This window comes from Pantoea sp. X-Soil-TKNS-1207, from assembly GCF_059730485.1.
In genome coordinates this window covers 522,598-535,971 of record NZ_AP035960.1, presented here as the reverse complement: position 1 = coordinate 535,971, position 13,374 = coordinate 522,598, and the positions used below count along the sequence as shown (strand labels likewise).

9 protein-coding genes are annotated in these 13,374 nt (G+C 48.5%); all 9 read left to right on the top strand.

The genetic code is table 11. From position 1 onward, the window contains the following. Nucleotides 1-127: 127 nt before the first annotated feature. A complete protein-coding gene (locus tag AC6I8V_RS25625; RefSeq protein ID WP_497846751.1) occupies nucleotides 128-1,927 on the top strand; it encodes a hypothetical protein in 1,800 nt (599 codons plus the stop codon). Between the two features lie 68 nt (nucleotides 1,928-1,995). Then, complete coding sequence (locus tag AC6I8V_RS25620) at nucleotides 1,996-3,792, top strand: hypothetical protein (protein WP_497846750.1); 1,797 nt, start codon at nucleotides 1,996-1,998, stop codon at nucleotides 3,790-3,792. A gap of 143 nt (nucleotides 3,793-3,935) precedes the next feature. After that, nucleotides 3,936-4,541, top strand: coding sequence for a hypothetical protein (locus tag AC6I8V_RS25615; RefSeq protein WP_497846749.1), 606 nt, complete (start codon nucleotides 3,936-3,938; stop codon nucleotides 4,539-4,541). A 126-nt stretch (nucleotides 4,542-4,667) separates the two neighbouring features. After that, entirely contained in the window at nucleotides 4,668-5,099 is a 432-nt protein-coding gene (locus AC6I8V_RS25610; RefSeq protein WP_497846748.1) for a tetratricopeptide repeat protein, read from the top strand. 20 nt (nucleotides 5,100-5,119) lie between these two features. Beyond that, nucleotides 5,120-6,943, top strand: a complete 1,824-nt coding sequence (sctE, locus tag AC6I8V_RS25605) for a type III secretion system translocon subunit SseC family protein (protein WP_497846747.1) — start codon at nucleotides 5,120-5,122, stop codon at nucleotides 6,941-6,943. A gap of 13 nt (nucleotides 6,944-6,956) precedes the next feature. Then, on the top strand, nucleotides 6,957-9,629 hold the full coding sequence (locus tag AC6I8V_RS25600) for a hypothetical protein (protein WP_497846746.1): 2,673 nt from the start codon (nucleotides 6,957-6,959) through the stop codon (nucleotides 9,627-9,629). A gap of 89 nt (nucleotides 9,630-9,718) precedes the next feature. Continuing rightward, nucleotides 9,719-10,192 carry a hypothetical protein gene (locus AC6I8V_RS25595; protein WP_497846745.1) on the top strand — a complete coding sequence of 158 codons (474 nt, stop codon included), beginning with the start codon at nucleotides 9,719-9,721 and terminating at the stop codon, nucleotides 10,190-10,192. A gap of 64 nt (nucleotides 10,193-10,256) precedes the next feature. Then, the gene (locus tag AC6I8V_RS25590) at nucleotides 10,257-11,216 is read left to right on the top strand and encodes an Rpn family recombination-promoting nuclease/putative transposase (protein ID WP_497846744.1); all 960 of its coding nucleotides are present in this window, start codon (nucleotides 10,257-10,259) and stop codon (nucleotides 11,214-11,216) included. Between the two features lie 38 nt (nucleotides 11,217-11,254). After that, the gene (locus tag AC6I8V_RS25585; protein WP_497846743.1) at nucleotides 11,255-12,952 is read left to right on the top strand and encodes a hypothetical protein; all 1,698 of its coding nucleotides are present in this window, start codon (nucleotides 11,255-11,257) and stop codon (nucleotides 12,950-12,952) included. Nucleotides 12,953-13,374 lie beyond the last annotated feature (422 nt).

The following is a 13,374-nucleotide window of genomic DNA, read 5'->3' as shown; positions in this document are numbered from 1 at the left end:
CATAGCAAACTTTTCCTGATAAATAATCCATTTGATTTGCAGTGAACTCTATACACCGTAGCGGCGCGAACTAACGCGCAACGCCGGATAATCCTAGCGAAGACATATATATTAAATAGAGAAAGTCATGACTATATTTAACTCCGGGCATCACAATTATTTTCAGGCGCCAATATTTAATCGACCAGATAATAAACCTGACGAGGAGAAAAAGACCGATCGTGAACTTAACGAACGTACAATATCGCGTATCGATATGCGTAAGGATATCGGTGAAGAGATTGAAGCGTTCCTCTCCCTGCTTAAGAAGCAACGAAAAACATTGAGTCAGCAACCCCGACTGAGCGAGCAGCTGCATGAGCAGCTGGCGGCATTGAAACTCAGGCAGAGTCAGGCGTTACGCGAAAGTCAGCTCACTTTTTATCAGTCATCCAGCGTGCAAGCACGCCAGGAGATACGGACGGCAACTCAGCGGCTGGAGCAACTGATGGCAGCTCAGACTGAGCTGGAACAGGTAGAGACAACGATAAATGAAACTGGCTTTATTCTGCCAGCTTCAGCGCTGGTGAAGAAAGCGATGCTGCGAGAGGCAGCATTTGAACCCGTACCCGTATTACCCAGCGTAATTCAGCAGCCGCTACCCGAAAATACCACGCCGGATAACCCGTTGTTACGTTCCGCACCGGCGGAGGCGCCTGAGAAGGAGACTTATGCTACAGAGCCTGCAGGAGCGAAAGATGACATCACCAGCATTGGTCAGGATAAGATGACACCGGAAGAAAAATTCTGGCATGAGTTGTCGATGCTGTTAGCGACAAACCCATTGATCGACTGGCAAAAATTTCAGGCTAAGGAAGGCTATACGCTTGAATGGATTTTAAATAATGCCGACTATCAAAATCGCTGGGATTGTGGTTGGGCTTTAGGGGTCATCATGGATGAGTTAAAACCTCTGATCGATAAGTTTGCGGCTCAGCTAAATCAAGGTTTTCCTATTCCTGAAGGGCTTAGTGATGAAGCGCTTAAAAATTTGCTTGATAATGCAGGGATTGGCTATAGCGTGAAAGATGGGAGAGTCTTTTTAGATATTAAAGTTGACACTACTGCGCTGTATAATGCTTTAGACAGATTTTACAAAGTACTTAATCAGGAAACAAATAATGATGCTGCAATAAAACAATGGCGGCAGGAAGTGCTGAACAATTTAACCGGACTGTCTGGCGCGTTTATAACATTGAACGAAAAGCTTACTGCTTTTTATCCTTTCCCAATCATTCCTGAAGCGGATGACAGCAGCCTGAGTGGCTGGTTACAAGGTATGCTGCCTGGTTTCGACTCCATTGATAAAAGCAATATCAACTTTTATAAATCTCTGATTGCATTGATTACTGCCTGGCAAAGTAAGATCAATGAATTTAACGCAAAATATGCCGAGGTGTTAAAAGGTTCCAACGGTGTCGATCAAAATGATGGCAAGCATCGTTTTGATACCAAGGCCGTCAATGAGATGCTGGCAGTGCTGGATGATATTAACGCGATGGAATATCAGATGGCTCTGATATTAGGTGGTGTTACCGAAACTGACCTGGCTAATCTGCTTGAAGGAACAGGCATCAATTATTCTGAAATGGTTGGTACTGTTGCTCTGGTTGATATCGGTAGTGACGTGGTGAAAATGTTAAAAGAGGCCGTTAGTAACTGTTTTAGCGCCACGCAGGATAAACAATATCTGGTCACACCGGAGCAGCTGGCGCAATTTAATAGTGTCCTGACACAAGTGCAAACGCAATTCGACACCGTGGTTAAAAAAGTCAACACCAAAACGGAATCGGCAAAATCATTGTTTAATGATACCCGTGAGGCATTGAGTAATTTGATCAAAACATACGAAAGCCTGTTGGCCGATCTGGCAAAGATGATCAGATAAATTGAGAATCTCACATCGCGTTATGCCCGACTTTGCGCAGGGCAGCATAAAATCAACAAGGAAGCGTTATGACAACATTTTACGCCGGCTATCGAAATTATCTTCAGCCACAATTTACTGTTCAGCAAGATAAAAAAGCGAAGGAGGAGAAAGCCGAACGGGAGAATAATCAGCGAGAAAGGTTACCGGAAAATAATCGAAAGGATCTTGCGGAAGATATCGAGGCTTTCCTGGCCCGCTTCAGAACATTACGTAATACCCTAAAACAGCGACCTAATCTGCGTGAGCAACTGCTGGAACAGTTAGCCAGCTACAAACTCGAGCAGAATAAAGCGTTACGTAAAGAACAGCTCACTTTTTATCAGACATCCAGCGAGCAGGCGCGTCTGGAGATACGCTCAGCAACACAAAGGCTGGCGCAGCTGATGCAGGCGCAAAACGAACTGGAGCAGGCGGATACACGCGCTATTAAAACTAACTTCACGGTATCGGTTTCAGCGGTAGTGAAAGAAACGATGCCGGAGCAGACCACAATCAGGTCTATGTTGCCTGAAATGAATCAGGAAAATGCCCCGCAGAATGCAACTCTGCGAGAGCTGCCGGAAAGTATCCCGTTGCAGCCTTACACCGCGACCGAAAAGGCTGATAAAGCTACTTATGCTACTGAAGGAGCGAAAGATGATATCACCTCCATCGGTCAGGATAAGATGACGCCGGAAGAAAAATTCTGGCATGAGCTATCAATCGTTATGGCTGGTGGGAATGCTGAACTTCAGAAAATTATAAGTGAGGTGCAGGCGCTTATTAACCTGGGTACATCAATTTCAAAAAATGAATTCCAGGCAAAACTCAAAGCCATTCATGCCAGACTTGACAACTTTATCAACAATGGCGGTCCGATATTGCCTGTCCCGGAAGGGTTAAGTAAGGCACAGGTTGAGGATTTGCTCAAAAAAGCCGGTGTGTCTTATGAGTTCAATGATGATGGCAGCGTTAAGCTTAAAGGGATAATTGAAAATGACGAATGCCTGACACGCGCCCGTATAAATATGGCGGCATTAATCCGTTATATGGATAATGAAACGGTTAATATGGAAGGTATGGTGGAAGATGTTATAGTTTTTGTTATCACACCACTGCGGGAATTTTTTGATAATTTCCCTCCGAAAGAAATTATGGATGCACTTAATAAGAACTATCCTTATCCAGAAATCCCTGAGTCGGATGACAGTAGCCTTAGTGGCTGGCTGCAGGGAATGCTGCCAGCGTTTGACTCTATTGATAAGAGTAATGTTAATTTCTATAAATCCCTGATTTCATTAATTACCTCATGGCAAAGTAAGATAAATGAATTCAACGCTAAATATGCTGAGGTTTTGAAAAACTCTGGCGGTGTAGATCAAAATGATGGGAAGCATCGTTTTGACATCGCAAAAGTAAATGAAATGCTGTCGTTGCCGGATGATATTTCGGTAATGGAGCACCAGATGGCATTGATATTGGGCGGCATCACGGAAACTGATTTGCAAAATCTGCTCGAAGGAACGGGCATCAATTATACAGCGATGGTCGGAACGGTTGCGTTAGTCAATATCGGTAGTGATGTGGTTAAGATGCTAAAAGAAGCCGTGCAGAGTGCATTTAGCGAAACCAAAGATAAAAAATACCTCGTCACACCTGAACAACTGGCACAGTTTAATAGCGTCCTCACGCAGGTGCAGACGCAATTCGATACCGTGGTTAAAAAAGTCAATACCAAAACCGAATCCGCAAAATCACTCTTTAATGATACCCGAGAGGCACTGAGCAATTTAATCAAAACATACGAGAGCCTGTTAGCCGATCTGGCGAAGATGATCAGATAGTTTGACAATCACATATACCATAGCTGCGCGATTTATTGCGTTTTATCTGGCAGGGGAAGCATCCTTTGCCAGATATACATAACAATAACTAACACTTTTGTGATCAGATATCTCATCGTAATAACCCAGCAAGGAATAAAGTCATGACGACATTCGACGTCGGGTATCGCCTTTACCTGCAACCGGAAGTTCATCCATCGCAATCTGTCACGATTACGGAAAATTCGGCAGACCTCAACATCGAAACCGATAATATGACAGCGGAATCGCTTTTTTTGCGCGAACTATCATTTAAGCTGTGGCTTTCCGGATATCAACCTGCTTTGGTTCCGGAACAATCAGAGAGTTGTGATCTAATCAGGAAATTACATTATCTTTCCGGTTTTGTTTCTGTTCACCCCGACTGGCTTAGTGTTTATGCGGAAGTGATGCAAATAGTTCAGGCGCAGCAGAGAACCGTAAAAATCCCAAATGGGGTGATTCGGGTTCAGATCGCTGAGTTGCTAAATAATGCAGGGCTATCCTTTTCCACCAATGATAATAATGAAGTCGTTCTAAATCCTTTTGTCGATATCCATGATGACTTGCTGGCAACTCTGGCCGAAATGAAGCACCAGATCGATAATCTTGGCGATTTCTCAAGTAAGCTTCAGGATAAACTGATTTTATTACTCGACAAAACCTCAGATCCGCGACGCACCTATAAATCCACTCTGCAAAATTTCATCCACAGTATCAATCAGAATTAGATACAGGAAATAATTCTCTGACCATAAAAATCAGCGTGCCATAGCCGAAATACGCACCTGGTGTAATGGCGTGATTTATCGCGCATTGTCGGATTGGGCAGTCCCCATTAGATAAGGAGCAAAAGATTGGACGACACCGCAGCAGTGCCGCATGAGCAGAGCGGGGAAACTGAACAGCCCTGCGCCCAGGAAACGCTGGATAATTTATACAGCTGCGCCTGGAATCTTTACCAGCGTTCTAAGCTGGAGGAAGCGCATACCTTATTTCAGTATCTATGTATGCTCAGGCCATTGAATAAAGATTATCTGATGGGCTTAGGCGCCACCTTTCAACAAAAAAAACAATATCATCGCGCGATCGAATTGTATCGCGCAGCATCCTTAAGGGCGGAAAATGACTATCGTCCTTTGCTCCAGCTGGGATATTGCCAATTAATGATTAAAAAAATGGTACAGGCACGAGAATGTTTTGAGGAGGTGTATGCATCGAGCAGTGATCCACAAATAAAACTTACCGCACAGGGATATTTAAACGCCATAAGCAATCCCCCGACGTGAATCATTAAAGGAGAATAGCCATGACGGCACTCACGGCAGGTTATCGCCATTCGTTTCAACTGCAATATTTTACTCCAGCAGATCATAAACCCCGTCAGGATAAAACCATTGTGACGGAGGTCAGTGAACGTAATACCAGGCGCGTAATTAATGCTCAGGCACAGTTTGATGAAATCGAAGCCCTGCTTAATGAAATGCGTGAGAAACAGAAAGCCATCAGGCAACAGCCCGCACAACGGGAGCCGTTATCTGACGATTTCGCTACCTTAAGTCTCAGGGCCAATAGGGCGCTTTTCAGCCTGGGCACATCCGCTGAGATGGCGCGCAAAGAGAACCGCGAAAAGCTGCAACTGCTGGAGAAAAGGCTGGTGCAGCTGCTGGCAGAAGAACAACAGGAAGTGACGGATCGCAAGGCAATCAACAGCCGCGATTCGGTTTCGCTCCCGGCTGCAATTAAAAAAGCCTGGTCACAGCAAGCAAATACTCTTGTGGCGCAGCAGGATACAGCGCCGGTCAGCAAACCCACGGTGAAAACGGCAGCTATCCTGCCGTTTGCCACGCCTTTCCAGATCCAGCAAAACCTTGCGAAAGATAATGTGCAGCAAACCCAGGCCCCGCACCTTACGCAACAGGCAGAGACGCAGCCGGTATCCGCTGTCGCCGCAAACCAGCAAGTTAAATCTGCCCCGGCAGAGGACGTTCCCGATGCCGCTATTCTGCAACAACTTGCTGAAGATCTGGTGATGCTGGCCGGGGAGCTGGATCAATCCTGGAAAGAAATGCTGGAGCAGGCCCGCAATGCAGTGATTACCGTGCTGGTCAATAATCCAGCCGTCCTTAAACAAAATCCTCTCCCTCAGATCCAACCACAAAGCGAAGATCGACCGCCGTTAGTCGCGCCAACCAATAGCCGCCCGACGACCATTGAGATGATGCTGATGGCGCTGCGCGTGCTCAGAATTGAAAACTCTTCGCAGAAAATCGAAACCGATAACCTTTCAGCAAAAGCCACTCAGGACTATCAACTGGCGATAGCGAATCACCGTTTGAAGGAAAATCGTGAGTTGCAGGACAAAGCGCGACAGCAGCAGGAATCTGCGCGCAAGAGAGGCATCCTCTTCAAGTGGCTGACGCGCATCGTCATGGCGGTTGTGGGGCTGGTGATCAGCGCCCTGACAGCCGGCACGGGCGCCATGTTGGTGGGACTCCTGTTTACCGTGGTTGATGTGGTACTGGAGGAAACCCTGGGCTTCAGCCTGACAGGCAAGTTGGTGGAAGGTCTCGGCAAGGGTTTCAGTGCTGCGATTAGAGCGATGGGCGCAACGGGATCATGGGTTGAACATGTGGCCAATGCTCTGGCGCAGATCATGATCATTATCCTCAGCATTCTTGTCACCAAAGGGGTTAGCAAGCTTTCCAACACGGCTGGGGTGCAGAAGGTGCTCAACGCCATCAAAGACAAATTGCCGAAAATTGGGAAGTCGTTCATTGGCGCGCCAGATATAGAAAAACTCTCCAAACCGCTGCAATTCGTGGCGAGAAATAAGAGCTGGATACAGGCGGGCACAGGCTCTATGACGACGTTACTGGCGGCGATTGAGGCTGGCTACTCGGTACCCAGAGCGAAGACGCAACGCGACCTGGCGGCAAACCAGGCGGAGCTGCATGAAGCAGATTTTATTGATGTGATATTAAATCAAATGATCAAAGACCTTCCCAACGCGTTAACACAATCCACGGAAATGACGAAAGAATACGCCGAAATGGCCAGCAATATGCTGACCAAAATGATTCAACGCAACAGAACAATAGCGCTAAACCTGGCGAACGCTGCCCGTCAATAAGGATATCTGAATTATGACTACATTAATGATCAGTCCCCAGCGTCCTGCTTACTATATCCCCGGGATGGAGTCAGGAATTGAAAACCACAAGAAGCTATCTAAATGGTCAGAACTGGCGTTACTGGATGCCAGAACGTTACAAGAGACGCTTTCTGATGATGCTCTCAATTTAGATATTGTGCCCTTAAACACACCAAAGAAGTCACAGGTCACGGAAGCAGAACTTTCACACTTAACACCGCTTCTGGCGTCTTTAGCAGAGGGAAACCTGCAACAGGCTCAGCTTCTGCTGCAAGGGAAATCAGGTTATGACCTGAGGCAGGCAATCGCAGCTGATAAAGACACCGCTTCCCGTGCAGGGAATGTTTTTGAAAATCAGAAAAGATTGGATGAAGTGGCTGCATTGAAAGACGCTGCGCCCTTAACCCGATTACACATTACTGATGACGCTTCGACATTGCAGAATATGAAGTTGCAAACGGAGTATTGCAATCTGGCTGTTTTCAATATGCAGCGTCAGGACTCGCAACGCTTTATGCTGCGCAAGGATACACAATCTAAGCAACAGCATACCTGGAACCAGGGGGAGAGTTCGTCAACACAGACGCTGACCGCCGCATTTTCCGGGCTTGGCGTTTCGGTTGTTGCGGTAACGGCGGGTTCGTTCTGTGCGAAGGAAGCCAATTCCCACACCAAAAAAGCCCAGAAACTTCAGGACAGGGTGGGGCATTTTGAAGATTTCAACAAAGCGATGACTCCGAAGTTTTTTGATAAACTCCCCAAATGCAAAAATAAGGATTACGGCGACAGGACGGTATTTCCGGAGGAAGTGAAACCGGCAACCGTACCGAATAAAAGCGTATCGACGTCAACGGATGAATTGCCACCGGCACCACAACAGCCGGTGATAGAACCGTTGAATATACCGCGCCCGGATAAAACTACAGCAGTGGTACCGGAGCCGGCCCCCGCTATCCCTGATGAAATTACAGCGCCAACGCCAACGCCAACGCCGGCAGCCTCGCGTACCTGGATGGTATCGAACGGGACGCAGCCATCTGTATTGTCATCTGAGAAATATGCTTTTGATTCAGAAGCCGGATTAAATTTTATTGGTGCACCGGGGCAGGATCTTAGTGCGACTGGCGCGATCACGAGTTCTCTTCAAACGCACAAAAAATTTGTGGAAATGCGAGATCATCCTGAGTTTGGCGTTGATAAAAATGCAGTGATAGGCAGACCCGATCCAAATGGGGGATCTAGAAATAATCCGGAAGTAGGCTGGCGGGTCACCGACAATTTTAAAAGGGATGCGCATTGGGAGGGGAAATTCAATAAAGTTCTTACAGAACTTTTGCCCCCGCCTGGGGCCGCTATTGCCAGCAAGCCTGCGACACCCCCGGCCGGGCAGCCGTCAGCGCTTTTTGCCTCGATCGGAACGAAGGATATCAGGGGGGCGAATGCCAGCGCCAGCAATGCGACCGCCGCAGCCCTGAAAGATACGCCGCCGGCTGTGCCATCCACCTCCCAGGCGGCAACCCGGCCTGTTCAGGCGCTGGATGATGATGCGATATCAACAACAAACCTGTCCCGGCCAGAGACGCCGCGGCCGGATTATGATGCGGTATCAATAACAAGTCTGTCCAAACCAGCAACGCCGACGCCTGATAAGAAGGGCGCAATATCAAAGAGTAAGGAAATACCCGCACCACCGCCTGTTCCGCTGGTTATCGCGAAAAGGGATGAATTGGAAACTTACCGGATGTTTGAGACGGTTCCGGAATTCAAGGGCGGTTTAAATGCAGAGTTTATGCGATTTAAACGTACCCATATCAGTGATGAAGGTGTGATTTTTTCTCGAAAAGTATTCAAAAGTACGCTGAAAGAAAAAAATGTCTTCAATAGATATTTCCTCGAAACGGGCAACCTCGTGGTATATAACCGTTTTGTTCTCCCCATAGAACAGACAGAGTTTGAAGATTTTAAAACCAGGTTATCCGATTGCAGAAAGAACGATATTACACAGCGTGTTGATGCCAAAACCGCCAGTTTTAATGAAACCCGAGATGCGATTGAAGCACTGAATAAGTGTGAGAAGCCCGTACCTGATAACGTTCGGGAGCCGATGCTGGAACGCATGGAAGAGGTTAAAGTGCGTTGCAGAGAAATAAATCAGGTTAAGGAAGAATATGAACGTCATAAGCAGATGATTGAAACGGGGCAATCAAAAGATTTCGCACGTCTCGATTACCTCAGGAAAAAGTTTACGGTGTTAAAAGGAGAATTTATTAATTCCGTTAATGATGCAGTGAGAGTTATCAGAACAGAGGGAGGGGGTTATGCGAAGGAGCAGATTCAGTTGCATACCGATCTTATGCGCGTGGAACAAACGTTAGCTAAAAAATGGGATCAGGCGGCAATGGTGCTCTTTCAGGTATTTGCCACGCAGTTTGCACAACTCTCCAATGCATCGGCGCACAGTGCTTTGCAATATAATATTAGCCTGGCGCAGGTTAGTATTTATGAAGATGATATGGCTATTCAAATGAGTAATTCCAGCCTGAGCATTTCGGAAAGAACCGCGTCTGAAGAAATTCGGGCGATGCTGGCTGCGCTGCATGAAAGCAATAAGAGCATCCTGAGTAGTGTTGAAGCTACCCGACGGGCGACCAACCGCGGGCTGTAATTGATTAATTGATTCACCTTGATATATTTTTAGCGCCACCCTGGGTGGCGCTGCTTTCCTTTTTTTGACCCGATAATGTGGAGGATAGTATGACTGATGATCAATATCATCTGACCGAATTCTCAATGGAACTGGCAGATAAAAGAGATTCGGCAATCAAATTCATTATTCCCGATGGTATGCATCACGGCCCGGTGGTAGTGAAAATGAAATTTCAGAATAAAGAAGGGGAAGCAGTATTTCCTCATCACGCTCATCTTAAAGAAACCATTCGGTTTCGTACCCGTTCGGGCACGCGCTTAATCTGGAAAGGCAATCGGGAAATGGCGAAGCGCAGACCCTGTTATACCGATGTCAAAGGTGAAAAGGTGGGATTCGCGCACCATTATGGCGATCATGACCATCTGAAACCCTATGATATTGTCGATGATAATGTGGTGATGTGCTTTTTTATTTACTCGGCAAATGAAAATCCACTGGTGGATTATTTTGTGGCGGAATATGGCGGAGAACATACGACGTCACCGGTACCTATTTGCCTTTCGTATCCCCCTTCCTGGTAATCTTTTCTTAACAGCGGGGCGTTATCGCCCCCTTCAGTATTAACTTACAAAGTCAGGCGTGTTGATGAAGAAAAATAACCCCGTTTCGTATGATCTGTTATTTCATACCTTTTTTAGCCATCCGGGTACTGCCCGGGATTTCCTGCAATTTCACTTACCCGTACCGCTGCTGGCGAGCTGCGACCTCAATACGCTGCGCGTGGTACCCGGACATTTTATTGAAGAAACGCTACTCACCCGCTACAGCGAGGTGCTTTACGTAGTGAAAACGCCGGGCGGCGATGCTTATGTGTATTGCCTGCTGCAACATCCGGGCAGTACGCCGGATCGCTATATCGCCTTCCGGTTGATGCAGGTTGCCATCACGGTGATGCAAAAACATCTGGCGACGGGACCCGGTCAGCTGCCACTGGTGATCCCGGTATTGTTCTGCTACGGCAGGGAGCCGTCGCCACCGCTTAACTGGATCGATCTTTTTCCCAATCCAGCACTGGCTCAGCAGTTTTATACCCATGATTTTCCATTGGTTGATGTTTTGTCCTTACCCGACAGCGTCATTATGGCGCATCGCCGTATGGCTGCGGTCGAGCTGCTGCTTAAACATATCTTCACGCGGAAATTAACAACCCTGATGCCGCAGCTGGTCTCGTTGCTGACCATCAATTACATGACGGCAGAACAGCTGACCGTATTGATCCGCTGGATGTTACAGACCGGCAACGCCGGAAAACCGGAAGTTTTTCTGCGTGAGATGGCGGAGCGTTTACCGCAGCACAAGGAGGTTTTGATGACCATTGCGGAACAACTCGAGAAGAAGGGCCATCTTGAAGGCCTGCAGTTGGGAGAAGAACGCGGCATTGAGATCGGCATAGCGAAGGGTGTTGAGCAGGGGCGACTGGATGCGGCCTTAAACATTGCCAGCAACATGCTGCTGGACGGCATGGATAAGAACACGGTAATGAAGATGACCGGGTTGTCGGAGGAGTGGCTGAGCCAGGCGCGCAAGCAGCAGCGCACTTCCTGAACCATCGCAATCGTCCTCTCTTACCTGGAAATACCGCAATGAATAAACATCGCCGTCTGACAGCCCTCTTTTTATTCATCTTTAGTTTGTTGTTGATTACCGAGGCGGCGTTCGCCGTCGAATTTACCCGTCCCCGCTCGCTGCTTGGTGAAGATATTTGCCGTATGGCCCTGGCGCCCAACGGCGAAATCTATACTTTCTCGCCGCTCGGCAATGGTGCGCTGGGTTATCGTGTCATCAGCGCCGATCTCACCCATGAATATCACGGCCAGATTGTGATGGCGGGTGAGGTGCTGAACTGTCCGCAGAGCGTGGTAATGGCAAAAGAGGGGCATTCTTACATTCTTCTCAGCAGCCAGAACCACAGCCTGGTTTTCGCCATGACAGCCGCCGGTAACGACGTTACCGCAACGAAGATCTATCAAAGCGATAAAGGGCGCATTCCCGCAAAGCTTTTCCTGAAGAACAGCGATACCACCCTTTATGTTGTGACGGGCAGCAGGTTCAGTTCCAGAGAAGATAGCTCGCTTGAGGCTATTGATATCGCCTCCCAGGCGAAACAAACGCTCACCCGGCTTTACAGGGAAAACCAGCCACAGACGGCGTTGTCCCCAAACGGGTTGATTTATCTGGCCTCGAAGCGACCTGCTGAAGGGTTATGGATGATCCGCGCGCAGGATGGCGAGCGGGAAGGCTTTATTGCTTTCCCCACCGCAAGGCTGACGCATCAAAGCGTGCATGTTGAGGTGTCCACGCCGGTTTTCGATCCGGCAACCGGCGAAGGATACAGTTATTACCACAGCATCGCCGCCATCAATGACGTTGACGCCGGGCGTGAATGGGGCATCTGGCGCTTCAATGCCACCACCCATAAGAGCGATATTATTTTCCGTAAAGCGGGCGTGGGGAAGTTGCAATCGCTGAAGCTACAACAGGGCCGACTTTATATTCTGGCAGGCGGCGAACTGATGGTATTTCATTTATCCGAGCCGGAAAGGATGCTGGAAAAACGCTGGACGCAAACCGAAACCATTATCGCGGGCCGTCCGCTGGCATCCAGCCATGATTACTATAAATTGCGCTGGGAAGTGCGGGATGAGCAGAACAGGATCAGGCAGCAGGGCGATATCCTGCTGGACAGCGCGGATCAGCAGTCCCGCAATGAATGGCTCTGGCCACTGCGTGTGGCGGCCAAAATCAATGCGCAGCAGGCCTTTTTGCAGGCCGGCGAAAGGGAGAAGAACCGCCACATTCATCCGTTAGCCAGTAGCTATCGTAATCATCTTTGGTTACCGGTCGATTTGCTGGCACGGGGCTGGACGGTCACACTTTCAGACCCGGAAGTGGATAACAGCGCACCGGTTCGGACCCAGCAGTGGCTGAGCAATCCGGTGGCGGATTTTAACGCCATCAATCTGGCGGCTGGCGAAGTGTTAAGCAGTCGCGTCTGCCTCAGGCTGGATAAACGACAGGGGGGTAACGAATACGTCACCCTGTCCCCGCTGAACACTGACAACAGGTATCGCTGGTCGTACGATCTGGCCAGCGCCATCAATCGCAGTCCGGCGCGTGCCTATATCGCCGCGGGCGAATTTTCACAAAACCAAATGGTTCCCCTTTATAGCCAGTTTCGTAATCGCTTATGGTTGAAGCGCGTCAGCGATGATCCGGAAGGGATTAATTACAATAAGTATTCCGGCTTCAGCTATCAGCAAGGTCGCTGTCCGGAAAGTTAGTCCATTGTCTTGGCCACATTTCAAATGCTTATCGAGGGTTTATCTGCATTGACCTGCGATCCCTCCCTACCCGGCATGAATTCAATTCAGGAAATGTGGCTTCTATGTATGAACAAAGCATCGTGCCTTATTCCGCTCCGCCTGCTCGTCAATCAGAACGGCCCGTTATCGCTTCTCCCGCTTTGCCCGTCTTGCAGGTGCTCAGTTCGCCTGGCTATCCGCGTTCTCAACCCGCCTCTCAGGATCGCGCTTCCCGATCCGCCCCTCCGGGGAATGCCGGTTCTTCTATGGCCTGCCCGGAGCGTTCCAGTCAGACAGCAACCGCATTCATCCCCCGACCAATCAACCCACCCATTCCGCTATCTGCTGCGGTGGTGCAGAATATTGTGCTGCTGTCCCGGCTTTGGGCCGATGCAGGTGAA